This is a genomic window from Saccharothrix sabaoui, assembly GCF_051756985.1.
Classification (GTDB): Bacteria; Actinomycetota; Actinomycetes; order Mycobacteriales; family Pseudonocardiaceae; genus Actinosynnema.
On the sequence record NZ_JBPKJK010000016.1, the window covers coordinates 12030 to 38629 of the forward strand.

At 71.4% G+C, this 26600-nt stretch carries 27 protein-coding genes; 6 read left to right on the plus strand and 21 right to left on the minus strand.

Annotated features, from left to right (window positions below; all coding sequences use genetic code 11):
* Positions 1–269: 269 nt before the first annotated feature.
* A complete protein-coding gene (eccCa, locus tag ACR807_RS07340; RefSeq protein WP_438920457.1) occupies positions 270–4271 on the minus strand; it encodes a type VII secretion protein EccCa in 4002 nt (1333 codons plus the stop codon).
* Positions 4272–4577: 306 nt separating this feature from the next.
* On the opposite strand from eccCa, the gene eccD reads away from it, so the two are divergent.
* Together eccD and mycP are read left to right on the plus strand one after the other, a co-directional pair.
* Positions 4578–5972 (plus strand): type VII secretion integral membrane protein EccD, encoded by a 1395-nt coding sequence (eccD, locus tag ACR807_RS07345; RefSeq protein WP_438920458.1) that lies wholly within the window; start codon positions 4578–4580, stop codon positions 5970–5972.
* A gap of 7 nt (positions 5973–5979) precedes the next feature.
* On the plus strand, positions 5980–7413 hold the full coding sequence (gene mycP / locus ACR807_RS07350) for a type VII secretion-associated serine protease mycosin (RefSeq protein WP_438920459.1): 1434 nt from the start codon (positions 5980–5982) through the stop codon (positions 7411–7413).
* Between the two features lie 56 nt (positions 7414–7469).
* Here mycP and ACR807_RS07355 read toward each other — a convergent pair whose 3' ends face one another.
* The 3 genes from ACR807_RS07355 to eccB form a co-directional block, all read right to left on the minus strand.
* Positions 7470–8591: a WXG100 family type VII secretion target gene (locus ACR807_RS07355; protein ID WP_438920460.1), complete on the minus strand. Its 1122-nt coding sequence runs from the start codon at positions 8589–8591 to the stop codon at positions 7470–7472.
* Complete coding sequence (locus ACR807_RS07360; protein ID WP_438920461.1) at positions 8591–8959, minus strand: hypothetical protein; 369 nt, start codon at positions 8957–8959, stop codon at positions 8591–8593. Before ACR807_RS07360 ends, ACR807_RS07355 begins: the two co-directional genes overlap by 1 nt.
* Positions 8960–9020: 61 nt before the next feature.
* The gene (gene eccB / locus ACR807_RS07365) at positions 9021–10658 is read right to left on the minus strand and encodes a type VII secretion protein EccB (RefSeq protein WP_438920462.1); all 1638 of its coding nucleotides are present in this window, start codon (positions 10656–10658) and stop codon (positions 9021–9023) included.
* 129 nt (positions 10659–10787) lie between these two features.
* Here eccB and eccE point away from each other — a divergent pair, with 129 nt between their 5' ends.
* The 4 genes from eccE (at position 10788) to ACR807_RS07385 (ending at position 15364) form a co-directional block, all read left to right on the plus strand.
* Positions 10788–12164 carry a type VII secretion protein EccE gene (eccE, locus tag ACR807_RS07370; protein WP_438920463.1) on the plus strand — a complete coding sequence of 459 codons (1377 nt, stop codon included), beginning with the start codon at positions 10788–10790 and terminating at the stop codon, positions 12162–12164.
* Positions 12165–12229: 65 nt separating this feature from the next.
* Positions 12230–12883 (plus strand): hypothetical protein, encoded by a 654-nt coding sequence (locus tag ACR807_RS07375; RefSeq protein WP_238598838.1) that lies wholly within the window; start codon positions 12230–12232, stop codon positions 12881–12883.
* Between the two features lie 250 nt (positions 12884–13133).
* Positions 13134–14696 (plus strand): S8 family peptidase, encoded by a 1563-nt coding sequence (locus ACR807_RS07380; protein WP_438920464.1) that lies wholly within the window; start codon positions 13134–13136, stop codon positions 14694–14696.
* 119 nt (positions 14697–14815) lie between these two features.
* Positions 14816–15364, plus strand: coding sequence for a Uma2 family endonuclease (locus ACR807_RS07385; RefSeq protein ID WP_438920465.1), 549 nt, complete (start codon positions 14816–14818; stop codon positions 15362–15364).
* Here ACR807_RS07385 and truA read toward each other — a convergent pair.
* The 17 genes from truA to rplF all read right to left on the minus strand — a co-directional run bounded on the left by truA (position 15351) and on the right by rplF (position 26593).
* A complete protein-coding gene (gene truA, locus ACR807_RS07390) occupies positions 15351–16142 on the minus strand; it encodes a tRNA pseudouridine(38-40) synthase TruA (RefSeq protein ID WP_438920466.1) in 792 nt (263 codons plus the stop codon). The two genes, ACR807_RS07385 and truA, sit on opposite strands and share 14 nt — an antisense overlap.
* 59 nt (positions 16143–16201) lie before the next feature.
* The gene (gene rplQ / locus ACR807_RS07395; RefSeq protein ID WP_438920467.1) at positions 16202–16777 is read right to left on the minus strand and encodes a 50S ribosomal protein L17; all 576 of its coding nucleotides are present in this window, start codon (positions 16775–16777) and stop codon (positions 16202–16204) included.
* A gap of 60 nt (positions 16778–16837) precedes the next feature.
* Positions 16838–17890, minus strand: a complete 1053-nt coding sequence (locus tag ACR807_RS07400) for a DNA-directed RNA polymerase subunit alpha (RefSeq protein ID WP_438920468.1) — start codon at positions 17888–17890, stop codon at positions 16838–16840.
* A gap of 148 nt (positions 17891–18038) precedes the next feature.
* Positions 18039–18644, minus strand: coding sequence for a 30S ribosomal protein S4 (rpsD, locus tag ACR807_RS07405; RefSeq protein ID WP_077011048.1), 606 nt, complete (start codon positions 18642–18644; stop codon positions 18039–18041).
* 23 nt (positions 18645–18667) lie between these two features.
* A complete protein-coding gene (gene rpsK / locus ACR807_RS07410) occupies positions 18668–19075 on the minus strand; it encodes a 30S ribosomal protein S11 (protein ID WP_015105236.1) in 408 nt (135 codons plus the stop codon).
* Positions 19076–19108: 33 nt separating this feature from the next.
* Entirely contained in the window at positions 19109–19489 is a 381-nt protein-coding gene (gene rpsM / locus ACR807_RS07415) for a 30S ribosomal protein S13 (RefSeq protein WP_380723443.1), read from the minus strand.
* 220 nt (positions 19490–19709) lie between these two features.
* Entirely contained in the window at positions 19710–19823 is a 114-nt protein-coding gene (gene rpmJ, locus ACR807_RS07420; protein ID WP_010148647.1) for a 50S ribosomal protein L36, read from the minus strand.
* A 52-nt stretch (positions 19824–19875) separates the two neighbouring features.
* Entirely contained in the window at positions 19876–20097 is a 222-nt protein-coding gene (gene infA / locus ACR807_RS07425) for a translation initiation factor IF-1 (RefSeq protein WP_005166804.1), read from the minus strand.
* A 388-nt stretch (positions 20098–20485) separates the two neighbouring features.
* Positions 20486–21262, minus strand: a complete 777-nt coding sequence (map, locus tag ACR807_RS07430) for a type I methionyl aminopeptidase (RefSeq protein ID WP_438920469.1) — start codon at positions 21260–21262, stop codon at positions 20486–20488.
* A gap of 47 nt (positions 21263–21309) precedes the next feature.
* Complete coding sequence (locus ACR807_RS07435) at positions 21310–21861, minus strand: adenylate kinase (RefSeq protein ID WP_438920470.1); 552 nt, start codon at positions 21859–21861, stop codon at positions 21310–21312.
* Positions 21861–23171: a preprotein translocase subunit SecY gene (gene secY, locus ACR807_RS07440; RefSeq protein WP_438920471.1), complete on the minus strand. Its 1311-nt coding sequence runs from the start codon at positions 23169–23171 to the stop codon at positions 21861–21863. Before secY ends, ACR807_RS07435 begins: the two co-directional genes overlap by 1 nt.
* A gap of 273 nt (positions 23172–23444) precedes the next feature.
* The gene (locus tag ACR807_RS07445; RefSeq protein ID WP_438920472.1) at positions 23445–24041 is read right to left on the minus strand and encodes a LysE family translocator; all 597 of its coding nucleotides are present in this window, start codon (positions 24039–24041) and stop codon (positions 23445–23447) included.
* A 344-nt stretch (positions 24042–24385) separates the two neighbouring features.
* Positions 24386–24829, minus strand: coding sequence for a 50S ribosomal protein L15 (gene rplO / locus ACR807_RS07450; RefSeq protein ID WP_438920473.1), 444 nt, complete (start codon positions 24827–24829; stop codon positions 24386–24388).
* Positions 24826–25011 carry a 50S ribosomal protein L30 gene (gene rpmD / locus ACR807_RS07455; RefSeq protein WP_141980311.1) on the minus strand — a complete coding sequence of 62 codons (186 nt, stop codon included), beginning with the start codon at positions 25009–25011 and terminating at the stop codon, positions 24826–24828. The genes rplO and rpmD overlap by 4 nt, the downstream gene beginning before the upstream one ends.
* Before the next feature lie 2 nt (positions 25012–25013).
* The gene (gene rpsE, locus ACR807_RS07460) at positions 25014–25619 is read right to left on the minus strand and encodes a 30S ribosomal protein S5 (RefSeq protein ID WP_037329520.1); all 606 of its coding nucleotides are present in this window, start codon (positions 25617–25619) and stop codon (positions 25014–25016) included.
* A gap of 34 nt (positions 25620–25653) precedes the next feature.
* Positions 25654–26052: a 50S ribosomal protein L18 gene (gene rplR / locus ACR807_RS07465; protein ID WP_438920474.1), complete on the minus strand. Its 399-nt coding sequence runs from the start codon at positions 26050–26052 to the stop codon at positions 25654–25656.
* A 1-nt stretch (position 26053) separates the two neighbouring features.
* The gene (rplF, locus tag ACR807_RS07470; protein WP_053715225.1) at positions 26054–26593 is read right to left on the minus strand and encodes a 50S ribosomal protein L6; all 540 of its coding nucleotides are present in this window, start codon (positions 26591–26593) and stop codon (positions 26054–26056) included.
* Between the last annotated feature and the right edge of the window lie 7 nt (positions 26594–26600).

Genomic DNA, 26600 nt, shown 5'->3' on the forward strand with positions numbered 1-26600 from the left:
CGGTGCGGCACAGTGTGCACAGGTCCACCGCGAGCGCGGGAACGGCGGTGAGGGGTACGGGGGGTATCGCCGTTCCCGCAGGTGGGGGGCTGTTCGCGGGGACCGGCACGGCCCGCGACCTGTTCGGCGATCGCCCGCCGAGCGGGCCGCGGGCCGTACTCGCGCCCGCCCGGCCCGCGTGACGAGGACCTCTCCGCGACCCGGTGGACCAGACCACCCGCAACGCGGGAGGGCCCCGCCGGAGCGGGGCCCTCCACGTGCGCGACGGCTCAGTCGGGGTCGAGCCAGGAGACCTGGATGCGCTGCTGGCCGAACTTGCGGGTCACCAGCGTGCCCCGGCCCGGCGGCTGCGGCGACGGCTTGAGGTTGCCCACGACCGCGCCCTCCTCCTTCGAGCCGGACCCCACCAGGAACGGCGCCGAGAGCTCCTTCAGCTTGCCCAGGATCGGGTCGAACAGCGCCCGGGACGCGCCACCCATGCGGCGGACCGCGACGATGTGCAGCCCGACGTCCTTGGCCTGCGGGATGAACTCGGCCAGCGGCGCGAGCGGGTTCTGCCCGCCCTGCGGCGCCACCAGGTCGTAGTCGTCGACCACGATGAACAGCTCCGGGCCCTTCCACCACGAGCGGTTCTTCAGCTGCTCCTGGGTGACGTTCGGGCCGGGCAGCCGGCCCGTCATCGAGCCGCGCACGTCCTTGATCATGTCCGTGAGCTGGGCCGACGACACGGCGTAGGACAGCAGGTGGTCCGTCTCGATGTACCCGAGCATGGTGCGCCGGTAGTCGACCAGCATGATCAGCGCCTCGGACGAGGTGTAGCTGTTCATGATGCCCCGCACGATGGTGCGCAGCAGGTTCGTCTTGCCGGACTCGCCGTCGGCCAGCGACATGAAGTGCGGGTCGGCGTTGAAGTCCAGGTAGACCGGCGCCAGCTCGTCCTCGTTGACGCCGATGGGCACCAGGTGGCCGCGGTTCGGGTTGAGCTGCTGCACCTGGTTCATGAAGTCCGCGTACGGCAGCACGTCGGGCAGCAGGCGGACCTGCGGCGCGCGGCGACCGCGCCAGGCGGCGTTGACCTTGGCCATCATGTCCTGCACGCCGCCGGCCACGGTCTCCGGGTCCGAGGACGCGTCGACGCGCGGCAGGGCGGTGAGGAAGTGCAGCTTCTGCGGCGACAGGCCGCGGCCCGGCCGGCCGGCCGGGATGTTGACGGCGACCTTGCGGTCCACGTCCGACTCGCTCGGGTCACCGAGGCGCAGCTCGAAGCGGGTGCCCAGGAGGTCCTTCATGGCGGGCCGGATCTCCGCCCACCGGTTCGCCGACACGACCACGTGCACGCCGTAGGACAGGCCCTGCGCGGTGAGCGCCTGGACCGCCGGCTCCAGCGCCTCGAACTCCTGCCGGAAGTTCATCCAGCCGTCGACGACGAGGAACGCGTCGCCGAACAGGTCGTCGCGGATCTCGCCGCGCCGCCGGCGGTTGCGGAACTCGACCATCGAGTCGATGCCCTGCGCCCGGAACCGCTGCTCGCGCTCGGAGATCAGGCCCGACAGCTCGGCCACCATGCGACGCGCCTTGTCCACGTCGAGGCGGGAGGCGAAGCCACCGACGTGCGGCAGGTTCTCCATCGCGGCGAGCGTGCCGCCACCGAGGTCGAGGCAGTAGAACTGCACCTCCTCGGGGGTGTGCGTCAACGCCATCGAGGTGATCAGGGTCCGCAGCATCATCGACTTGCCCGACTGCGGGCCGCCGACGACCGCGCCGTGGCCGGCCGCGCCGGAGAAGTCCGCCCACAGCAGGTCGCGCCGCTGCTCGAACGGCTTGTCGACCACGCCGAGCGGCACCTGGAGCTTGCCGTTGGAGAAGAACCCGGGCGCGGTGAGGCCGCGGTCCTCGGTCGCCTGGAGCGGCGGCAGGAGGGTGTCCAGCGACGGCGGCTCGTTCAGCGGCGGCAGCCACACCTCGTGCGCCGGCGGGCCCTGGCCCACCAGCCGCTCGACGATGACCTCCAGCTCGCTGGGCTCGTTCGAGTCCTCCTTCTTCTCCTGCTTGACCGGCTCGATCGGCCTGATCGGCTCCTTGGGGACCTCGATGTAGTCCGGCACGAAGAACCGGGGTCGCTTGTCGCTGGTCACCGGCGCGGACGGGCCCGCGACCTGGAGGCCGGCGGGCCGGTACGGGCCGGACACGTACAGCGCCTTGAACCGGGTCAGCGGCGAGCCCTGCACGCCCAGGTAGCCGGAGCCCGGGATGGGCGGCAGCTCGTAGGCGTCCGGCACGCCGATCGCCGCGCGCGACTCGGCGGCGGAGAACGTCTTCAGGCCGATCCGGTAGGACAGGAACGTGTCCAGGCCGCGCAGCTTGCCCTCTTCGAGGCGCTGCGAGGCCAGCAGCATGTGCATCTGGAGCGACCGGCCGACGCGGCCGATCTGGAGGAAGATGTCGATGAAGTCCGGCTTGGCCGTCAGCATCTCGGAGAACTCGTCGATGCAGATGAACAGCGCGGGCAGCGGGTCGAGGTCGGCGCCGTTCTCGCGGGCCTTCTCGTAGTCCCAGACGTTCTTGTAGTTGCCCTTCGCCAGGACCTCCTGGCGGCGCGACACCTCGCCGGCGATGGCGTCCTTCATGCGGTCGACCAGGGTCAGGTCGCCCGCCAGGTTGGTGATCGTCGCGGCGACGTGCGGCGCCTTGTCCAGGCCGAGGAAGGTCGCGCCGCCCTTGAAGTCGACGAGGATCATGTTGAGCGACGTCGACGAGTGCGTGGCGAGCATCCCCAGCACGAGGGTGCGCAGGAACTCGGACTTGCCGGAACCGGTCGCGCCGATGCACAGGCCGTGCGGGCCCATGCCCTCCATCGCGGCTTCCTTGATGTCCAGCTCGACCTGCTGGCCGTACTCGCCGATGCCGAACGGCACGCGGTAGCGGTCGCGGACCGGCCGGGGCCGCCACGCGCCCTGCACGTCGAACGTCATCGGGTCGCCGGGGACGCCCAGGAACTCCAGCAGCGGCGGGTTGTTGCTCATCGACAGCGGGTCCTCGTCGCTGCCGCCCGAGTCCACGCCGCCGATCCGGTACGGCGACAGCCGCCGGGCCAGCGCCTCGGCCTCGACCACGCTCAGCCAGTCCGGCGAGCCGAACCACTCGACGCCGCTGGCGCTGCGCGCGCCGAGCTTGCCGTCCTCGATGACCAGCCGCAGGCCGCGGCGGGCGGTGAGGTTGCCCAGGGACTCGGACAGGTCGAGCAGCGTGACGCCGACCAGGCCCTCCTCCAGGATGATCTGCTCTTCCCGGGTGACGTCGCCGTCGTCGATCAGGATGACCACGTGCGGCTGGTCGGCGGGCGGCGGCGCGTTGCGGGTGAACCGCTGTCGGTCGCGCAGCTGCTCGTCCAGCATCTGCTCGACCTCGGTGAGGGAGCCGGCCATCATCCGCATCTGGCCGATGCCGTCGACGATGTTCGGGTGCTGCACGTGCGGCAGCCACTTCATCCACTCCCACTCGGCCTTGGTGCGGCCGGTGGTGACGACGGCGATCAGCAGGTCGTCCGGCGAGTGGAACGTGGCCATCTGGGCCAGCAGGGCGCGGGCCAGGCCGCGCTTCTCCTCGATCTCGCCGAGCAGGCCGACGGCGGCGAAGCCGCGCAGCGCGATCGAGATGGGCAGGTCGGGCACCAGCGAGTGGGCGCGCACGAAGCGGCGCAGCGCCAGCGTCGCGATGGGCTCCAGCTCCTCGACCGGGCCGGTCTGCGGCGGCACCAGGCGGGTCGCCAGGCGCTGCGAGCCGCGGCCCGCGCGCAGGTGGCAGAAGTCGGGGTCGTTCTGCCGGCGCTCCCACATGCGCCGGGTCGTGGCCAGGGACCACAGCATCTGGGGGTCGGGGTGGACCCACTCGCGCTCGGCGCGCTGCTCGTTGGCGGCTTCGCGGGCGCGGTCGCGCATCTGGCCGAGGTAGCGCAGGTAGTCCTTGCGGTCCTCGTTCATCTCGGCCTTCTTCTGGCCCTTGCCGCTGCCCATGCCGCCGGCCATCATGCCGATGGTCGAGACCAGCATCATGCCGGGCATGATCATCGCAGCGGGGCTGCGCCCGCTGTAGCTGAACATCAGCACCATCATGCCGACGGACGACACGATCATGACGACGGGCATCGCCTTCATCATGATGTTGCCGGGGATGACGCGGGGCACCTCGGGCGGCGGTTCGAGGTGGACCTCACCGCCGGGCGGGCGGGGAGCAGCGAGGCGTGCCGTGCGCTTGAACTGCAACGTGCTCACCTGACAGGCACCTCTTCAAACTCGTTCGAGAACACCCTCGGGGCACGCGTGCGGGCGCGCGCCGCCAGTAGCAACCGACACTATTGCGCATCGATAAGGCCCGTGGCGGTGGGTCGGGGAAAAATCGCGGACGGGAGTGTTGCGCACGTGTTGTGCGGAACAGCACGTCCGCGCCACCCGGTGAGGCCATACTGGGCCCGCTCCACCGCGCCGGCTCCTCCCGGGGTCGGCAGGAGGGACCCCCGACCGGCGGAATAGGGTCGGGGCGGACCCACGGCACACACATCAGGACTTTAGGGGGCGCTGGTGGCGACCGGTACGACGGTGTTCAGCCGGGTGACGGTGGTTGCGCCGCGAACGCGTATCGACGTCGCGCTGCCCGCCGACGTCGCGGTGGCCGACCTGCTGCCGATGCTGCTGGACATGGCCAAGGAGGCCACTCCGGACGGCGGCGTGCGGCACGGCGGGTGGGCGCTGGCCAAGCTGGGCGACAGCCCGCTCGACCCCAGCCGCACGCTGGCCTCGCTCGGCGTCATCGACGGCGAGCTGCTCCAGCTGCGCAAGCGCAACGAGAACCCGCCGCCGCCGCTGTACGACGACGTGGTCGACGCCATCGCCGAGTCCGACCCCGACAGCTTCCGCCCGTGGACGAAGGACACCGCGCGCCGCTACGGCCACATCGCGGGCGCGCTGGCCCTGATCACGGCCGCCGTCGCGGTGCTGCTGGCCGGTCCGCTGGCCGGCGGCGGCAGCCTCGGCCCGGCGATCAGCGCGGGCGTCGTGGCGATCATCGCGCTGGCCGCGGGCGCGGTCGTCGCGCGGTCCTACAACGCGACCGGCACGGGCGTGCTCATCGCCGCCGCGGGCGGCCTGCCCATGGCGTACGTGGCGGGCCTCTACACCGTCCCGGGCGAGGTCGGCCGGCCGAACCTGCTGCTGGCCAGCGTGCTGGTGCTGATCTTCGCGTCGGCCGCCATCCTGCTCATCGGCCGCGGCATCACGGTGTTCATCGCCGCCGCCACGGCGGGCGCGCTGAGCGGCCTGGCGTTCCTCGTCGGCATCTTCGTCGACCACCCGGTCCAGGGCATCGCGGCGGCCACCGCGGCCGTCTCGCTCGCGGCGCTGTCCGCGCTGCCCCGGCTGACGATCCAGCTGGCCAAGCTGCCGCTGCCGACCGTGCCGGGCTCCGCCGAGGACCTCAAGGAGGACACCGGCTTCCCGGAGTACTCCGTCATCGAGCGCCGCACCGCCAACGCCCACGAGTACCTCACCGGCATGATCATCGGCTGCGGCGGCATCGCCGCGGTGTTCGGCGTGATCGCCGCCTCCGACGGCACCGTCTGGGGCCCGCTGCTGGCGATCGTGGTCACCCTCGTGCTGCTGCTGCGCGGGCGCTCCTACGCCAACGGCGCGCAGGCCGTGGCGCTGCTGGGCAGCGGCATGGTGGCGGGCGCGGGCGTGCTGGTCGGCTGGCTCCTCGGCTCCACGCCCGGCGACCGGCTGCTGTACGTGTTCGGCGCCCTCGTGGTCGTCGGCGCGGCGGCGCTGGTGCTCGGCGTGATCTTCCCCCACCAGAAGTTCTCCCCGGTCCTGCGCCGCACGGTCGACGTGCTGGAGGCCATCCTCATCGCGGCGGTGCTGCCGCTCGCCCTGGCGGTGATGGACCTGTACGTGGCCATGCGCCAGCTCATCCCCGCGTGAGGAACCGATGCGCATCCGCAAGCTCGCCGCGCTGAGCGCGGTGGCCTTCACCCTGGTCACCGCGCCGGGCGCGCACGCCCAGCCCGCTCCGACGCCCCCGCCGACCCGGCCGAACTCCCAGCCGCCGCCGGTGGACCTCGGGAAGTTCCTGCGGCCGCGGGCGGACCCCAAGGAGGACGTCGACTACAAGCAGTCCGTCCAGTGCATCGCCTCGGGCACGGGCGACCGGGCCATCCCGAACAAGCCGTGGGGGCAGATGCAGCTGCGCCTGGAGGAGGCGCACCGCTTCGCCACCGGCCGGGACGTGGTGCTGGCGGTCATCGACACCGGCGTCAACGAGAACCACCCGCGGCTCAAGGGCCGGGTGGTCCCGGGCGGCGACTACGTCGAGACCGAGAAGCGGGGCGTGTTCGACTGCGACGGCCACGGCACCGAGGTCGCGGGCATCGCGGCGGCCAGCCGGGACGAGGCCACCGGCTTCATCGGGGCCGCGCCGGACGCCAAGGTGATGGCGATCCGCCAGACCAGCGACCACTACAAGTTCGAGGACCCGGCGAAGGTCGACAACCGGGCGTCCGCGGGCAAGGTCGACACCCTCGCCAAGGCCATCATCGTGGCCGCGTCGGACGGCGCGGAGGTCATCAACATCTCGCTGACCGCGTGCGACCCGCCGCGCGAGCCGAGCACCGGCGAGCGCGAGCTGCAGGCCGCGATCAAGTGGGCGGTCGACGAGAAGGACGCCGTCATCGTCACCGCGGCGGGCAACATCGACCAGAACAGCGGCTGCCAGGCCCAGAACGACAACCAGGACCCGGCGAACGTCAAGGTGGTCGCCTCGCCGCCGTGGTACTCCGAGGACGTGCTGTCGGTGGCCTCGATGAACGAGAAGGGCGCCGTGTCGTCGTTCTCGGTGTGGGGCCCCTGGGTCAGCGTGGCCGCGCCCGGCGAGGAGATCGTGACCCTCGACCCGGCGGGCCAGGGCCTGACCGACGCGAAGACCAACCCGCAGAACAACCAGCTGGCCCGCATCCAGGGCACGAGCTTCGCCGCGCCGTACGTGGCGGGCGTCGCGGCCCTGGTGCGCGAGCGGTTCCCGGACCTCAACGCCCGCCAGGTGATGAACCGGATCAAGGCCACGGCGCAGCACCCCGGCAACCCGGAGGGCCGGGACCACAAGGTCGGCTTCGGCATGATCAACCCGGTCGCCGCGCTGACCGCCGAGCTGCGCAGCGAGGGCGAGGGCGGTCCCGCCGCCCAGCCGACCCAGCTGATGACGACCCTCGACCCGCTCAACCCGCCGGACAACACGCCGATGGTCGTGGCGCTGTCCGGCACCGGGGCGGCCGTGGGCGTGCTGCTGCTGACGCTGTTCGTCGTGCACACGGTCAACCGCAACCGCGCCCGGCGCGCCGCCGTGCCGGTGAAGCGCTCCGTGCTCTGACCCGCACGCGGAAGGGCCGCCCCCGGAACCCGGGAGGCGGCCCTTCTCCGTCGTGGTCAGTCCTCGCCGAGCACCGGCGGCGCGGACTTCTTGGGCCGGCCGAACAGCTCCTCGGTGGACCCGGCCAGGCGCACCTTCGCCTTGTGCTCCTTGTCGCCGCCCTGCTGCCCGCCGGCGGCGCCCATGCCGCCCATCACGCCGCCGCCCACCACCCCGGCACCCGCCGCGCCACCGGGGCCGGCCGGACCGGTGGAGGCAGCCGCCGCGGCGGGCCTCGGGGCCGGTTCCGCGGGGCCGGGCTCGGACACGCCGGTCGAGCCGCCCGGGGACATCCGCTCCGGTGCGTCGCCCCCCGGCACGCCACCGCCGGCGGGGACACCGCCACCACCACCGGGCACGCCACCGCCACCGCCACCCGGTGCCCCACCGCCGGCCCCACCGCCGGCGGACGCCGCGGCGGGCTTCGGTTCGGCGGGCCGGGGGTCGGCGGGCTTCGGTTCGGCGGGGTCGGCGCGGCCGTCGCCGGGCCGCGGCACGGCGGCCGACGGCGTCGCGGGCCCCGACCACGCCCAGTCCCGCTCGGGGTAGCGGTGCTCCACCGCCACGTCGGCGAAGTCGTCCGCCCCGGACACCCCGTCGCACAGCCGCAGGAACGCCTCCAGCACGTCCCGCACGGACTCGTGCAGCTCCTTGGCCGGGTCGTGCAGGTCGTCCAGGACCTCCACCACGCGCCGGTCGCCGTCCAGCGGCAGCGCCGCCGCGCCGGACACCGCCTCGGCCGCGTCGGCGAACACCCGGGACATGTCCTCGACGATCTCCCGGACGCCCTCCGCGGTGCGGTCCAGAGCCTCGCCCATGACGTGCATGGCGTCGGACAGGTCGTGCCCGGCCAGGCCGACCGCGCGCATGTGGTCGACGAACGCGTCGGCGTCCCGCCCCTGCCACGCCGAGTCGAGCCTGCCCAGCGGCGCGGTCAGGTCGCGCGTCACGTGCTCCGCGACGAGGCCGGCCCGGCGCCAGCGCTCGGCCTCCTCGTGCAGGTCGTTCCAGTCGCCCACGACGGGCGTGAAGTAGTCGGCGACCAGGTCGCGGACGCCGAGCCTGCGGCTGATCCCGGACAGGTAGTCCAGCTCCTCGCCCACCTCGGCCGCGACCTGCCTGCCGTCCTTGCCGCGCATCAGGCGCTCATCCCGCCGTGCCGCTCGACGCCCTTGACCAGCGCGGCGGCCTCCTCGTCCTGGGCGCCGTAGTGCTCGGCCACGTCGTGCAGGCCCTTCGCCGCGGCGGTCAGCACCCCGCACGCGCGGTCCAGCTGCTGCTGGAGCAGCCCGGCCGCCCGGCCGTAGGACTCGGCGCTGCGCAGGGTGCGGCCCAGCTCGCCGAAGCTCCGCGACCGCGGCGGCGCCTCGCGCAGCGCGTCCCGCGCCCGCGCCATCTCCTCGGCCGCCTCGTCGACGCGTTCCGCGTACAGCTCCAGCCAGCGGGGGTCGACCGACACCTTGCCCGTGCCCGTCGACGCCACCGGCCCGCGTGGGACCTCGTTCACCCCGACACCTCCGAACCCTGTGACGGCGACCGGCCCGCGCCGGTTCCGCCCCGCGCCGGGGTCAGCCGCCCTGCTTCTTCGCCTGCTCCTCGGGCAGCAGCCCGTTGCCCTTCGGCACCGGGATGGAGTCCCAGCTCCGCGCGGCGTCGTTGCGGTTGAGCTGCGGCCCGTTCGGCAGCAGCCGCAGGATCGACTCGGGACCGGGCGAGAAGCCGTCCGAGCCGAGCCCGAGCGCGCCCGCCGTGACCACGTCCGGGACGCCGTACTTCACGCCACGGCCGGTGATCAGGTGGATCGGGCCGCTGGCGAAGTCCTGGGTGGACGTCGCGCTGCGCACCACGGCGGCCTTGCCGGGGGCCATCGCGAACTGGCTCACGACCTCGCCGGTGGCGCCGACCTGGTTGATGCTCACCGGCGCGACGTCCGACGGGATCGGCAGCGACGGCGCGATGGTCACCTTGGTGTGCTGCGACTTGTTGGCCGAACCGACGTTCTGGGCCTGCCAGCCGAGGCAGACGACGCGGTTGTTCTGGTTCGGCTCCAGCGTCTCCGGCACCTCGGTCGGGTAGTCGTCGAAGTCGAGCTCCTTGACCGTCTTCGCGCCGTTGATGCGCGCGATGTCGACGGGCTTCGGCTTGGCGCCCTGCGCGTAGGTGGCGCGGATCAGGTCGCCGGCCGCCTTGCTGATCTCCTGGAGGCCGTCCTTGAGCGCCACGTAGAACACCGAGGGCGCGCCGGTGCGGGCGACCTCGATCACGTCGCCGACCTTGAGGTTCTCGCCCTGCACGTAGGACACGGCTTGGCCGCGGCCCGCGATCTCCGGCGCCACCAGCGGCTTGGCCTCGGGGATGGCGTTGAGCAGGCCGGAGCTGATCACGCGCGGGTTCTTCTGGCTCAGGCTGAGCGCGGTGACGACCTGCGGGTTGTCCAGGTCGACCTTGGCCCGCACGGTGGAGGTCGAGGTGACCTTCGAGTTCACCGGGGCCTTGTAGATCAGGTACGCCTGCTTGTTGTCGGTGCTCGCGCGCACCAGCAGGGCCTGGTTGCCGTCGAGCGGCTGGCCGCCGCCGCTGTACCCGGCGAGCACGGTGGTGGTCACCTTGCGGGTCGCCGAGGGGTCGTTCAGCGAGTCGTCGAGCGTGAGCGTGTCGCACACCGACCAGTCCGGGCCGATCCGGTCAGCCGGGGCGGGCAGCACGTCCGGGCCGTCCGGGATGCCGGTCAGCCGGCCCTTGGGCATCTTGGACAGGGCCTTCTCGCTGACCAGCTTGGGTTCGCCGCCCGCGACCTGCGGCGCCTGGTTCACCGCGCCGGCCGCCGCGTCGCCGCCGCCCTGGGCCTCGGTGCCGCCGTCGGGCTGCTGCTGCTGGAGCAGGAGCAGGCGCGCGGACGCGAGGTTGGTCATCGGGATCAGCGTGCGGGGCGAGCCGGTGCGCACCACGTAGACCTGGCCGGTCTCCTTGGAGATGGCGATCTGCGTGTCGTCGGTCACCTTCGGGTCGGGCGAGAAGAAGCCGAAGATGAGGAACCCGAGCAGGCCGATGACACCGAGGAGGACGCCCACCGCCGTGGCGCGCGAGTGCGTGCGCATGGGGTCGTGCAGCATCACCGCGTCCCGGCGCACCAGGGCGGACTGCATCCGGCGCAGCACGAAGCGGTAGGCCTGGACCTGTGACTTGGTGGTGGGTGTTGATGCCATTCTCGGCTCGCTGCTCTCCCAGTCGCGGTACGGTCTGCACGATAGCCGGACGGCGGGTGGTCCGTGTGCGGGTTGGCGAGACCCGGTCGGTCCACCCGGCGCACGCCGACGGAAAGAGAACCAGATCGGATGTCGGTCACTACTCCCCCTCCGGGCACACCACCCGTGGGCGCGGCTCCCCGGCCCGGAGGTCCCCCCAACCCCGCGGCGCCGCGGGCGCAGGCCCCCGGCGGCGGTGCCGTGCGGGCCGCGCTGCTGAGGGCCCGTCGCCGCACCGCCGGGGCGAGCCTGGGCGCGCTGCCCGTCGCCAACCTGGTCGTGCTGGAGGTCGGTGTCGCGGTCGGCCTCGTGCTGCTGGCCGTCGGCGCCACCGGTGACGGCATCGCCCCCGTGCCGATGTACGTCGCCGGCGGTGTGGTCCTCGTCGCGCTGGTCCTCGCGTTCACCCGGTCCCGGGGCCGCTGGCTGACCCAGTGGATCAACCTCGTGGTGCGCTACAACTTCCGCTCGCACAGCCGCACGGCCAAGCGCAGCGGCCCGGTGGAGATGAAGCCGCCGTCGGAGGAGGAGAACTCCGTCATCGGCCCGGAGGACCCGCGGGTGGCGCTGCTGCGCCTCGCGGTGCCGGACCTGGTGATCGCCAAGGGCGTGGACCACGAGCGCCGCCCGCTGGGCATGGCCTGGCACCAGGGCGCGTGGACCGCCGTGCTGCTGGTCGACCCCGCGCCGGGCCTCATCACCGCCGTGGGCAGCGCGCCGTCGCTGCCGCTGGGCGCGCTGGCGCCCACGCTGGAGGACCGCGGCGTGGTGCTGGACTCGATCTCGGTGATCTGGCACTGCTACCCGGGCAGCGCCGCGCTGCCGACGAACTCGCCCGCGCTCAACTCGTACCTGGAGGTGCTCGGCCCGCTGCCCGCGGCGGCCCGGCGCACCACGTGGATCGCCGTGCGGCTCGACCCGCGGCGCTGCGCGGCGGCGATCAAGGAGCGCGGTGGCGGCGTCGTGGGCGCCCACCGCGCGCTGATCGGCGCGCTGTCCCGGGTGCGCAACGCGCTGGAGTCGGCGGGCGTGTCGATCCGCCCCCTCGACCCCGACGAGCTGATCCGCGCCGGCATCTCCGCCGCCGAGCTGACCTCGGTGGCGGGCTCGAACAACGCGGTGTCGCTGCGCGAGAGGTGGAAGGGCGTCACGGCGGGCGGCGTGGGCCACGCCTCGTACGCGATCACCGGCTGGCCGTCCAAGGGGATGCGCAACAACCTCAACGCGCTCACCGGCGTGCGGGCGCTGTCGTCCACGCTGTCGATGACGATCTCGCCGAGCAGCGAGCAGGGCCAGGTCGGCCTGCGCGGCATGGTGCGGGTGAGCGCGCGGACGCCGTCCGAGCTGGACCGCGCCGACGACCGGCTCAAGGCGCTGGCCGACAAGCTCGACATCACGCTGACCCCGTTGAACGGCCTCCAGGTCTCCGGCCTGGCCGCGACGCTGCCGCTCGGAGGTGTGGCGTGACGAACGCGCGCCTGCTGGACTCGCACGGCCGGGGCGTCGCGCCGGAGTTCCTGGTGTCGCCGCAGATGCTGGACGTGGTCAGCCCGTCGGGCGACCGCGGCGGCATGGTGCTGGGCTCCGGGTTGCAGGGCGAGCCGCTGACGATCTCCGTGCTGCGGTCCGCGCCGACCCGCATGGTCGTCGTGGGCGGCCTCTACCTGGCCCGCCAGATCGCGCTGCGGGCCATGGCCACCGGCGCCTGGATCACCATCGCGACGGGCCGCCCGGCGGCCTGGCAGCCGGTGGTGCGCGCGGCGGGCGCGGGCGCGGACGGGCGCCCCTCGCCGCTGGTGCAGCTGCGCCGGCTCAGCCCGGTGGAGCTGCCGCGGCCGTCCGAGGACAGCCCGCTGCTGGTCGTGCACGACGGCGGCCACGTGCCGCAGGAGTTGTTCCCGCCGCGCTCCCCGTGGCAGACGACGATGTACGTGCTGCCCTATTTGCACCCCCAGGCGGCGACCACCGCGAATTCCGCGGACCTGGTGCTGCTCCAGCGGCTGCCGGTCGGCCAGGCGCAGTTGGCGTCGCAGATCTGGCGCCTGCCGCCGCAGATGGCGCACCAGCTCACCACGCTCAAGGACGACCAGGTCATCGCCCTCGGCACGAACCTGTGGCGCCCGCTCCGGCTCGTCACCACCCCCGGTGAGCAGCAGATCCTGGGTGCCGTCCGCCGCGGCGACTGAGCCCGCCGAAGCACGTGAGCCCCCGGACCCGCGAGGTCCGGGGGCATATTTTTTGCGCCTCGTCCAGTCACTCTCCGCAGCAATTCGTTCACAGCGCGAATAAAACTGTGGAGGAGCCATTTGTCGGCTGTTCTGCGCAATTCCTTGCGCGCTCACCCGCGGGCGAACTAGGAACGACCTCACCGTGTTCGGACGGTATCGGGGGCGACACGGTCCGAACACACCACCCGGTGAAGAGGAGATCCCGCCCATGGGAGACGTTCGCACGTCCTGGACGAGACGGTCGGTCAGCGCGGCGCTGGCCACGGGCACGGCGTTCGCGGTCACCGCCGCGCTGACCACCTTCACCTCCGCCGCGGCCGAGGGGGACATCCGCGGCCTCGGTGCGCCGAACGCGGTGAAGGACAGCTACATCGTCGTGCTCAAGGACGTGAGCACGAGCAGCGCGAGCGCGCTGGGCAGCAAGTACCAGGCCGACGTGAAGCACACGTACTCGTCGGCGCTGCGCGGCTTCTCGGCGACGATGTCCGAGGCGCAGGCGCGCAAGCTGGCCGCCGACCCGTCGGTGGCCTACGTCCAGCAGGACGGCGTGGTCTCCACCGCCGCCACGCAGGCGCCGACCCCGTCGTGGGGCCTGGACCGGATCGACCAGGCCGCGCTGCCGCTGGACAACTCCTACACCTACCCGAACGAGGGTGAGGGCGTCACCGCCTACATCATCGACACGGGCATCCGCTTCTCGCACAGCGACTTCGGCGGGCGCGCCACCACCGGCCGCGACACCGTCGACAACGACAACGACGCGTCCGACTGCAACGGCCACGGCACGCACGTGGCGGGCACCGTCGGCGGCACCGCGCACGGCGTGGCGAAGAAGGCCAAGCTGGTCGGCGTCCGGGTGCTGAACTGCGCGGGCTCCGGCACGTACGCGGGCGTCATCGCGGGCGTCGACTGGGTGACCGCGAACGCGGTGAAGCCGGCCGTGGCCAACATGTCCCTCGGCGGCGGCGTGGACGCCACGGTCGACCAGGCCGTGCGCAACTCCATCGCCTCGGGCGTGACCTACGGCCTCGCGGCGGGCAACAGCAACGGCGCGGACGCGTGCAACTTCACCCCGGCGCGCACCGCGGAGGGGATCACGGTCGGCTCCACGACCAACACCGACGCCCGCTCGTCGTTCTCCAACATCGGCACCTGCCTGGACATCTTCGCGCCGGGCTCGTCCATCACCTCGGCCTGGCACACCAACGACACGGCCACCAACACCATCTCCGGCACGTCGATGGCCACCCCGCACGTCGTCGGCGCGGCCGCGGTCTACCTGGCCGCGAACCCCACCGCGACCCCGCAGCAGGTCCGCGACGCCCTCGTGAACGGCGCCACCAACGGCGTCGTGACGGGCGCGGGCACCGGTTCGCCGAACAAGCTGCTGAAGGTCGTCGGCGAGGCCACCCAGCCGCCCGGCGGCTGCCCCGCGAAGACCAACGACGCCGACGTCGCCGTCCCGGACCTGGGCACCGCGTCCAGCCCGATCGCCGTGACGGGCTGCGGCGGCAAGGCGTCCGCCACCGCCACCGTCGAGGTGCACGTCAAGCACAGCTACCGCGGTGACGTGGTGATCGACCTGGTCGCGCCCAGCGGTTCGGTCAAGCAGCTCAAGGTGCAGTCCGGTTCGGACAGCGCGGACAACGTCGACGCCACCTACGCGCTGAACCTGTCGGCCGAGAACGCCAACGGCACCTGGAACCTGCGCGTGCGCGACGCGTACAGCCAGGACACCGGGTACATCGACAGCTGGACCCTCGACCTCTGAGACCAGCGCACCACCGGCCCGACAGCGGCCCCGAACCGGTACCCCCGGCCCGGGGTCGCTCCCGTTTCACCAGGTCAGGGGACTTCCCCGAGGAGCACGGAGTCGACAGGATCGCGCGCATGATGATCGGCTCGCACACCGTCGACGACTGGCTCACGGCCCCGGACCCGGAAGGCTGCCCGCACGGTGAGCTGATCTTCGGCCACCTCCGGTCCACGCCCCACCGCTCCGTCCGGCACCAGGTCGCGGTGGGGCGGCTGACGCACGCGATCAGGGACGCGGTGCACGCCGCGGGGCGCACCGACCTGCACGCCGTGTGGACGGTGAACGTGCGGTTCCCCATCGCCTCGCGGACGGTGCTGATCCCGGACGCGGTGGTCGTGCGGGAGCGGGTCCGGGGACTGATGTTCCCGGCCTCGGCGGTGGTGCTGTCGGTCGAGGTCTGGTCACCGGAGGACGAACCCGCCTACCGGGAGACGAAACTGGCCGCCTACGCCCTGGCCGGCGTGCCGTTCGTGTGGACGGTCGAGCGGGAAGCGGAGCTGACCGCGCACCGGCTCGTCCGGGGGAGGTACGTCGTCCAGAACGTCGTGCGGGGCGTTCCGACCGTCATCGGCGCGTCCCCGGTCCCCGTGGAGGTGGGCCCGGCCGACCTCATGGACCCGTGACCACCCGCACGTTGCGGGTCACCGCCGCGCGCGCCGCGAGTTCGTCGTCCGCCGGGTAGTCCACCCGGACGAGGGACAACCCGTGCGGCGGGGCCACGGTCACCTCGCTCGACCTCGCCGTCAGCGACAGCAGCGACGCCGGCCAGGCCACGGGCTTCCGCCCCTCCCCCACGGCCAGCAGCGCGCCCACCAGGCTGCGCACCATCGAGTGGCAGAACGCGTCCGCCGACACGAACGCCGTCAGCACGTCCCCCTCGCGCTCCCACACCAGCCGCTGGAGCTCGCGGATGGTCGTCGCGCCCTCGCGCCGCCGGCAGAACGCGCAGAAGTCCCGCTCCCCCAGCAGCAGCGCCGACGCCTCGTTCAGCGCGCCCAGGTCCAGCGGGCGGGGCCAGGACAGCGTGTCCAGCCTCCGCAACGGGTGCGCGCCGGACGGCGCGTCGGTCACCCGGTACTCGTAGTGCCGCCTCAGCGCGGCGAAGCGGGCGTCGAACTCCGCCGGCACCACCCGCGCCGAGAACACCCGCACGTCGGGCGGCAAGGCGCGGGCCAGGCGCTTGGGCAGGCCCGCCACGTCCACCGACGACGGCAGGTCGGCGTGCGCCACCTGCCCGGCCGCGTGCACGCCGGCGTCCGTCCGGCCCGCCACGGTCAGCGAGACGTCGTGCCGCAGCACGGTGGACGCCGTGTCCTCCAGCACCCCGCACACCGTGCGGCGGCCGGGCTGGCGCGCCCACCCCGAGAAGTCCGTGCCGTCGTAGGCCAGGTCCAGTCGCACGCGAACGAGCCCGTCACCCCCGGTGGGGGCGACGGGCTCGTCGGTGAAGTGCGCGTCCGTCAGGACTCGTCCTTCTTCTCGGCCTTCGGGGCCTCGGCGGACTCGTCGTCGGCGCCCTCGGCGGGCTCCTCGGTCGCGTCCTTGGTGGCGGACTCGGGCGCCTCGGCGTCCTGGTCCTGCACCTCGTCGGTCGTGGTCTCCTCGGCGGCAGCCGCCTTGGGGGCCTCGTCCTTCGCGAACTTCGTCTTCCGGGCGCGCTCCGCCTCGGAGGTGACGGTCTGCTCCGCGACCAGCTCGATCACGGCCATGGGGGCGTTGTCGCCCTTGCGCGGCAGCGTCTTGGTGATGCGGGTGTAACCGCCGGCGCGCTCGGCGAACTGCGGGCCGATCTCGGCGAACAGCTTGTGCACGATGTCCTTGTCACGGATGACCTTGAGGATCTCGCGACGGTTGTGCAGGTCGCCGACCTTCGCCTTGCTGATCAGCTTCTCGGCGTACGGGCGCAGCCGCTTCGCCTTGGCCTCGGTCGTGGTGATCCGACCGTGCGTGAACAGGGACGTGGCCAGGTTGGCCAGCATCAGCCGCTCGTGGGCCGGCGAGCCCCCGAGACGCGGTCCCTTGGTGGGGGTGGGCATCGAATTGCTCCTCGGATTTCTTCCTGATCCTCTGCTCCGGGCCGGCCGCTAGAGCGACCTTCAGAGCTGCTCGGTCTCCGCGTAGTCCTGGCCGTCGTCGTGGGAGTCCACGCTCGCGTCCGCGCCCCAGCCCTCGGCGGGGTAGTCGGACGCGGCGGCCGAGGGGTCGAACCCAGGGGGGCTGTCCTTCAGCGCGAGGCCGAGGCCGACGAGCTTCATCTTGACCTCGTCGATCGACTTGGCGCCGAAGTTGCGGATGTCCAGCAGGTCCGCCTCGCTGCGCGAGACCAGCTCGCCCACCGTGTGGATGCCCTCGCGCTTGAGGCAGTTGTAGGACCGGACGGTGAGGTCCAGGTCCTCGATCGGCATCGCGAACGCCGCGATGGTGTCGGCCTCGGCGGGCGACGGTCCGATCTCGATGCCCTCGGCGTCGACGTTCAGCTCGCGCGCGAGGCCGAACAGCTCCACCAGCGTCTTGCCCGCGGACGCGACGGCGTCGCGCGGCGTGATGGAGGGCTTGGTCTCCACGTCGAGGATCAGCTTGTCGAAGTCGGTCCGCTGCTCGACACGGGTGGCCTCGACCTTGTAGGTCACCTTCATGACGGGCGAGTAGATCGAGTCGACGGGGATGCGGCCGATCTCGGCACCGGCCTGCTTGTTCTGCACGGCGGGGACGTAGCCGCGACCGCGCTCGACCACGAGCTCGATCTCCAGCTTGCCCTTGCCGTTCAGGGTGGCGATGTGCAGGTCGGGGTTGTGCACGGTGACACCGGCCGGGGGCACGATGTCGCCGGCGGTCACCGCACCGGGCCCCTGCTTGCGCAGGTACATGGTCACCGGCTCGTCCTCCTCGGAGCTGACGACCAGCTCCTTGAGGTTGAGGATGATGTCGGTGACGTCTTCCTTCACACCGGGGACGGTCGTGAACTCGTGCAGCACGCCGTCGATGCGGATGCTGGTCACGGCCGCGCCGGGGATGGACGACAGCAGGGTGCGGCGGATGGAGTTGCCGAGGGTGTAGCCGAAGCCCGGCTCCAGCGGCTCGATGACGAACCGGGAACGGGTCTCGTTGACCGCTTCCTCGCTGAGCGAGGGGCGCTGGGAAATCAGCACTGGGTTCTTCCTCTTCTACTACCCCGACGCCCGCTATTTGACGCCGTGGGATGCCGGTCGCGGAGACCGGCGAACGCGTGCGGCACACCATTCCGTGCCGTCGCGGGACCCGACTGGAGGGGCCTCTCGCGAGGCCCCTCCAGGAGGATCACTTCGAGTAGAGCTCGACGATCAGCTGCTCGGTGACGGGCGTGTCGATCTGCGCCCGCTCCGGCAGCTGGTGGACCAGGATGCGCAGGTTGGACTGCACGACCTGGAGCCACGCCGGGATCGGCCGGTCGCCGAACGACGCGCGCGCGGCCTCGAAGGGCAGCGTGGGCAGCGACTTCGGCTTCACGTCGATGATGTCGAACTTCGACACCCGGTAGCTGGGGATGTTCACCTTGTGGCCGTTCACGATGAAGTGACCGTGGCTGACCAGCTGGCGTGCCTGGCGACGGGTGCGCGCGAGACCCGCGCGGTACACGACGTTGTCCAGGCGGGACTCCAGGATCTGGAGCAGGTTCTCACCGGTCTTGCCGGTGCGGCGGACCGCTTCTTCGTAGTAGCGGCGGAACTGCTTCTCCAGCACGCCGTACGTGTAGCGGGCCTTCTGCTTCTCCTGGAGCTGGAGCAGGTACTCCGACTCCTTGATGCGACCGCGGCCGTGCTGGCCGGGCGGGTAGGGACGGCGCTCGAACGCCTGGTCCCCACCGACGAGGTCGACCTTGAGGCGACGCGAGATGCGCGTGGCCGGTCCGGTGTAACGAGCCATGGTGTCTTACTCCTCCCCGTGCCTCAGACCCGGCGCCGCTTGGGCGGGCGGCAGCCGTTGTGGGGCTGCGGGGTCACGTCCTGGATGGTGCCGACCTCGAGGCCGGCGGCCTGCAGCGAACGGATCGCGGTCTCGCGGCCGGAGCCGGGACCCTTCACGAACACGTCCACCTTGCGCATGCCGTGCTCGGCGGCCTTGCGCGCGGCGTTCTCCGCGGCCATCTGCGCGGCGAAGGGCGTCGACTTGCGCGAGCCCTTGAAGCCGACGTGGCCTGCGGAAGCCCAGCTGATCACGTTGCCCAGCGGGTCCGTGATGGACACGATGGTGTTGTTGAACGTGCTCTTGATGTGGGCCTGGCCGTGCGAGACGTTCTTCTTTTCCTTGCGCCGGACCTTCTTGACCCCGGCGCCCGTGCGGGACTTGGGTGGCATCTTTGGGTGATCTCCTACGTAGTACGCGAGGTCTTACTTCTTGCCGGCCTTCTTCTTGCCCGCCACGGTCTTCTTCGGACCCTTGCGGGTGCGCGCGTTCGTCTTGGTGCGCTGCCCGCGGACGGGCAGGTTGCGACGGTGGCGCAGACCCTGGTAGGTGCCGATTTCCATCTTGCGGCGGATGTCGGCCTGAACCTCGCGGCGGAGGTCACCCTCGACCTTGAAGTTGTTCTCGATGTAGTCCCGCAGCTTCGCCAGGTCGGCGTCCCCGAGGTCCTTGACCCGCAGGTCGGGGGACAGCTCGGTCGCGGTCAGCACTTCCTTGGACCGCGTGCGCCCGATGCCGAAGATGTAGGTCAGCGCGATCTCCAACCGCTTTTCGCGGGGGAGGTCGACGCCAGCGAGTCGTGCCATACGGCGCTTGCTCCTAACAGTGGTGTCGCTCCAGGTCTGCTCCTCGCCCGGTCCCGGGACTGACTCGCTGTGTCAGTGTCCGGTCGCTCTCGCGACCGGGTGTCCCGGCCCCGGCCTGGAGTCCGGGGGTGTGCCTGGGCGTGGTGCTCCCCAGGCAGGTGCGAAGAGGCTTGCTACTGGTCGCGTCCGCGAAGACTCGACTCGTGCTCGACGGCTCTGGTCAGCCCTGGCGCTGCTTGTGGCGCAGGTTCTCGCAGATGACCATGACCCGGCCGTGGCGGCGGATCACCTTGCACTTGTCGCAGATCTTCTTGACGCTCGGCTGGACCTTCACGCCTGAGCTCTCCTGCGTCAGCCGGTGCACCCGTGCGAGGGCGCACCGGAGGTCACTTGTAGCGGTAGACGATGCGCCCGCGGGACAGGTCGTAGGGCGAGAGCTCCACGACAACCCGGTCCTCGGGGAGGATGCGGATGTAGTGCTGACGCATCTTGCCGCTGATGTGTGCCAGGACCTTGTGACCGTTCTCCAGCTCGACGCGGAACATCGCGTTGGGGAGCGGTTCGACTACGCGGCCCTCGACCTCAATGGCCCCGTCCTTCTTGCCCATAGCCTCCGCGTTTCGTGACGGTGGGTGTTCTTCGGAGTGCGGACACGCGCTGCCCCGACTCCGCGGTAAGGCCCTTGCAGAACCCTGCCCGCCGGGGTGAACCCCAGGCATGGCGGAACCGGCGCGACGTGTGCGCCACCGCTCCATACTACGCTCGTCGGCGCTCGTGCCCAAATCGGCCCGGGCCGGGGCGGCTCCGGAGCCTTTCGCGCAGGTCAGCGCGGTGCGCGCCCCACGGCGGGTGTCCCCCGGTGCGCGTCCCCCCGCGAGTGTCCCGCCGGCGGGTGATCGCGCGAACGGGTGGTGGCGCGAACGGGAACGGGAACGGGAACGGGGCCGGCGCCGTCGAACGGCTCCGGCCCCGCGGACGTCCCGGGACGTCGGTCGATCAGTCCCCTTCAGGGGCGGTCAGCACCCAGGGGCCGTCGTCGGTGATGGCGACGGAGTGCTCCCAGTGCGCCGCGCGCGAACCGTCGGCGGTGACGACGGTCCAGCCGTCCTCCAGCTCGACCGTGCGCTCGCTGCCCAGCGTCAGCATCGGCTCGATGGCGATCGCCATGCCGACCTTGAGGCGCGGGCCCTTGCCGGGCTTGCCGTGGTTCGGCAGGAACGGGTCCATGTGCATCTTGGTGCCGATGCCGTGGCCGCCGTAGCCGTCGACGATGCCGTACTCGACCCCGTGCTCCTCGCCGGCCAGGATCGTGGCCGACTCGATGGCGAACGAGATGTCGCTCAGCCTGCCGCCGGGCACGGCCGCCTCGATGCCCGCGAGCATCGAGCGCCGGGTGGCGTCCGACAGCTTCAGCTCCGCGTCCGTCACCGCGCCCACCGGGAGCGTGACGGCCGAGTCGCCGTGCCAGCCGTCGAGGATGGCACCGCAGTCGATCGAGATCAGGTCGCCCTCGGCGAGGACCTGGGACCGCGCCGGGATGCCGTGGACCACCTGCTCGTTGACCGACGCGCAGATCGACGCCGGGAAGCCGTGGTAGCCCTTGAACGACGGGACCGCGCCGGCGTCGCGGATGCTCTGCTCTGCCAGCTCGTCCAGCTCGGCGGTGCTGACCCCGGCCTTGGTGTGCGCGGCCAGCAGCGCCAGGGTGCGTGCCACGACCAGCCCGGCAGCCCTCATGGCTTCGAGCTGGCCGCGGCTCTTGATCTCGATCATGCGGTCACGACCGGGGACCACGCGTCGCAGCACATCGACGACACCGCTCACTTCACGGCGCGCAGGGCGGTGATCGCGCGCTCGCTGATCTCGTCGACCTCGCCCACCGCGTCGATCGCCACGACGATGTCGGCGTAGTGGTCGAGCAGCGGCGCGGTCTCCGTCCGGTAGACCTGCTGGCGGTGCCGGATCACGTCTTCCTTGTCGTCCGTGCGGCCGCGGGCGAGCAGGCGCTCGACCACGACGTCCTCGTCGACCCGGAACTCCAGCACCGCGTCCAGGGAGTGCCCGGACGCGGCCAGCATCTCGCCCAGCACGCCCGCCTGGGCCACGTTGCGCGGGAAGCCGTCGAGCAGGAACCCGCCCGTCGCGTCCGCCTGCGCCAGCCGCCCGCGGACCATCTCGTTGGTCACCTCGTCCGGCACGAGCTCGCCGGAGTCCAGGTACTCCTGGACCTCCTTGCCGAGGTCGGTCTGCTGGCTGATGTGAGCGCGGAAGAGGTCCCCGGTGGAGATGTGCGGCACGCCGAGCTTGGTGCTGAGGACCTGGGCCTGCGTGCCCTTGCCCGCTCCGGGCGGGCCGACGAGAACGAGTCGCACTAGCGGAGGAACCCTTCGTAGTTGCGCTGCATGAGCTGGCTCTCGATCTGCTTCACGGTGTCGAGGCCGACACCGACCATGATCAGCACCGCCGTGCCGCCGAACGGGAAGTTCTGGTTCTGGCCCTGACCGGTCAGGTCGAGGAACAGGTTCGGCAGGATGGCGACGATGCCCAGGTAGAGCGAGCCCGGCAGCGTGATCCGCCCCAGGACGAAGCGGAGGTACTCGGCGGTCGGTCGACCCGGTCGGATACCCGGGATGAACCCACCGAACTTCTTCATCTCGTCGGCGCGCTCGTCCGGGTTGAACGTGATGCCGACGTAGAAGTACGTGAAGAAGACGATCAGCAGGAAGTAGAGCGCGATGTGGATCGGGCTCGACTGGCTGACCAGGTGCGTCTGGACGAAGGTCTGCCACCAGCCGGGGGCCGAGCCGTCGTTCGAGGTCGTGAGCCGCGAGACCAGGTCGGGCAGGTACAGCAGCGACGAGGCGAAGATGACCGGGATGACACCGGCCTGGTTCACCTTCAGCGGCAGGTAGGTCGACGTGCCGCCGTACATCCGCCGGCCGATCATGCGCTTCGCGTACTGGACCGGGATGCGGCGCTGGGCCTGCTCGACGTAGATGACGCTGGCGATGATCAGCAGTGCCGCGAGGCAGACCAGGAAGAAGGTCAGGCCGCCGCGGTCCCAGATGATCTTGCCCTCGATCGGGATGCGGGCCGCGATGCCGGTGAAGATCAGCAGCGACATGCCGTTGCCGATCCCCTTCTCGGTGATGATCTCGCCGAGCCACATGATCACGCTGGTGCCGGCGGTCATCGTGACGACCAGGACGACGAGGCTGAAGATGCTCTCGTCGGGGATGACCGGCACGTCGCAGTTCTGGAACAGCTGGTCGCGCACGGCCAGGGCGATGATGCCCGTGGACTGGAGGACCGCCAGCGCGATGGTCAGGTAGCGGGTGTACTGGGTCAGCTTGCCCTGACCCGCCTGCCCTTCCTTCTTCAGCTGCTCGAACCGCGGGATGACCACGGTGAGCAACTGGATGATGATGCTCGCGGTGATGTAGGGCATGATGCCCAGCGCGAAGATCGAGAGGTTCAGCAGCGCGCCGCCGCTGAACAGGTTGATCAGCGAGTAGATCCCCTGCTGGTCGACCTGCTCGATGCACTGTTTGACGTTCTTGAAGGAGACGCCCGGCGCGGGCATGGTCGCGCCCAACCGGTACACCACGACGATCCCCAGCGTGAAGAGGATCTTCTTCCGTAGGTCCGGCGTCGCGAGAGCCGAGCGGAATGCGCCGAGCACGCGAACCTCCATCAGCGTTGCCGCCCCACTGGGGTCGGCATCTCTGCGGTACCGGCTGTGTTGCCGGCACGTCTAGCGGGCATACCGCCGGCGCTCGCCGACGGTGGCGGAAGCGACGGGTAGCCGCGACCGACCCGGAGGACATCCGGGTTCAGCCCGCGACTTTAACAGCCGCGAGGCCGATCGCCGTAGCCAGTCGTCCTTCACACTTCGTACCTGATCGACTACGGCGGTCGACAAGCCCCCGAACGGATCAAGTTCCGATGGACCCGGTCACGTGCGCGAACCGGCGAGCGCGCCCGCCATGCCCAGCAGCACGACCCCGGTCCCCCTGTCCAAGCGGGCCTTCGCGCGCTTCGTCAGGCCGGCCCGCCGGATGCCCGCACCGGCGAGGACGTACGCCGTACCGGCGACCACCTCGGCCACCAGGTAGACCGCGCCGAGGAGCGCCAACTGCGCCGCGACGGGACCGCGGGCCGGGTCGACGAACTGCGGCACGAACGCGGTGAAGACGAGCAGCGCCTTGGGGTTGGAGATCGCGACCAGGAACTCCTTGCGGAGCGGCGCGCCCCCGTGGGCTGCGGGTTTCGCCTCCCCCGGGGCGAGGAGGACGCGCAGCCCGAGGTGGAGCAGGTAGGCGACGCCGACCCACTTGAGGACGGTCAGCGCCACCTCGCTCGCGGCGAGCACGGGGCCCAGGCCGGCGACGGCGGCGGCGACCATCGCGGAGAAGGCCGCGACGCGCCCCAGGACGGCCGTGAGGGCCTTGGCGGGGCCGTGGTGGAGGGCGTGGTGCATGCCCAGGAGGTTGTTGGCGCCCGGCGTCAGTGCGACCAGCACGGAGGCGCCGAAGAAGACCGCGAGCCACATGCGCTTGAAGCTAACCACCGCCGCAAACGCTTTACGCCCTGCGCGAACACCCGTCTTGACCGTCCCCCCTGTTAAAAACCCGCTCACGAGCGCCCGACCCACCGTCCACGAGCGCATGACTCACCGCTCACGACCGCATGACTCGCGCGTCACGAGCGCATGACTCGCCCGCCCCCGCGAGTCATGCGGTGGCGACCCGCGAGTCATGCGTTCAGGGGCGGTGAGTCATGCGGTGGCGACCCGCGAGTCATGCGGTGGCGACGGGTGGGTCGGGCGTTCGCGGCCGGGACGCGGAACGGCCCCCGGAGCGGGAGGCTCCGGGGGCCGTTCGGCGTGCGCGTGCGTCAGAGCACGGTGTGCGTGCCACCGGCGGCGGCGATCTTGTCGACCGCGCTGCCGGAGAACTTGTTCGCCACGACGTCGACCTTCACGCCGTTCAGGTCACCGTCACCGAGGACCTTGACGAGCTCGTTCTTGCGCACCAGGCCCGCGTTGATGAGGGCGTCCACGTCCACCCGGCCACCGTCCGGGAACAGGCGGGCGATGTCGCCCACGTTCACGACCTGGTACTCGGTGCGGAACGGGTTGCGGAAGCCCTTCAGCTTCGGCAGGCGCATGTGCAGCGGCATCTGGCCACCCTCGAAGCGCGGGGAGACGTTCTTCCGCGCGCCGGTGCCCTTCGTACCGCGACCGGCCGTCTTGCCCTTGGAGCCCTCACCGCGACCGACACGGGTCTTCGCGGTCTTGGCGCCGGGGGCCGGACGCAGGTCATGGATCTTGATGGTCACGACTGGACCTCCTCGACGACCACCAGGTGGCGAACGGCCTGGATCAGGCCGCGCACCTGCGGCGTGTCCTCGCGGACCACCGACTGGCGGATCTTGCGCAACCCCAGGGTCCGGAGGGACTCACGGTGGTTGTGCTTGGTACCGATGCTGCTCTTGACCTGGGTCACCTTGAGCTGGGCCATGGTCACACCGCCCCTGCACGGGCACGGAGCATGCCGGCGGGAGCCACATCCTCGAGCGGCAGACCGCGGCGGGCGGCCACCTCCTCGGGACGCTGGAGGCCCTTCAGGGCCGCCACGGTCGCGTGCACGATGTTGATCGCGTTGTCCGAGCCCAGCGACTTGCTCAGCACGTCGTGGACACCGGCGCACTCCAGCACCGCGCGGACCGCGCCACCGGCGATGACGCCGGTACCGGCCGAGGCCGGGCGGAGCAGGACGACACCGGCCGCCTTCTCGCCCTGGATCGGGTGAGGGATCGTGCCCGCGATGCGGGGGACGCGGAAGAAGTTCTTCTTCGCCTCCTCCACACCCTTGGCGATCGCCGCCGGCACTTCCTTGGCCTTGCCGTAGCCGACACCGACCATGCCGTCGCCGTCACCGACCACCACGAGGGCGGTGAAGCTGAAGCGACGACCACCCTTCACGACCTTGGAGACGCGGTTGATCGCAACCACGCGCTCCAGGTGCGGGGTCTTCTCCTGGGCCGCGCCGCCGCGGCCGCCATCACGACGGTCGCGACGCTCTCCGCGCTCGCCCCCGCCGCCTTCGCGACGCGTGCGTCCTGGCATCAGGCGTCCCTCTCAATTCCAGTGATCTGCATTGTCAGAACTCCAGCCCCGCCTCGCGGGCGGCGTCGGCCAGAGCCGCGATCCGGCCGTGGTAGGCGTTGCCACCGCGGTCGAACACGACCTTGGTGACGCCGGCCTCCTTCGCACGGGCGGCGGCCAGCTGGCCGACCTTCGCCGCACGGGCCTTCTTGTCGCCGTCGATCGCGCGGACGTCCGCCTCGACCGAGGACGCCGCCGCCAGCGTGTGGCCGGCGAGGTCGTCGATGATCTGCACGGTGATGTGCTTCGACGACCGGTGCACCGCCAGGCGCGGACGCTCCGCGGTGCCGCTGACCTTCTTGCGGAGGCGGAAGTGACGGCGGGTCTTGGCGACGCGGCGGGTGGTCGAGATGTCCTTGCCCACCGGCTTGCGCTTCGTTGCAGTCTCGCTCATGTCACTTACCCGTCTTTCCGACCTTGCGGCGGATCTTCTCGCCCGCGTAGCGCACGCCCTTGCCCTTGTACGGGTCGGGCTTGCGCAGCTTGCGGATGTTGGCGGCGACCTCGCCCACGAGCTGCTTGTCGATGCCGGCCACGGAGAACCGGGTCGGGGTCTCCACCGCGAAGGTGATGCCCTCGGGGGCCTCCACCTTCACCGGGTGGCTGTAGCCCAGAGCGAACTCCAGGTCGGAACCCTTGAGAGCCACGCGGTAACCGACGCCGTGGATCTCCATCTTCTTCTCGTAGCCCTGCGTCACACCGACGACCATGTTCTGCACCAGGGTGCGGGACAGACCGTGGAGCGAGCGGCTACGGCGCTCGTCGTTCGGGCGCTTCACCTCGAGAGTGCCGTCGTCGGCCTTCTCGATGATGATGGGCTCAGCGATGTTCAGCGACAAGGTCCCCTTCGGGCCCTTCACGCTCACAGCCTGGCCATCGATGTTCACGTCGACCCCGGAGGGGACGGTGATCGGCAGCTTTCCGATGCGCGACATTGCCTAG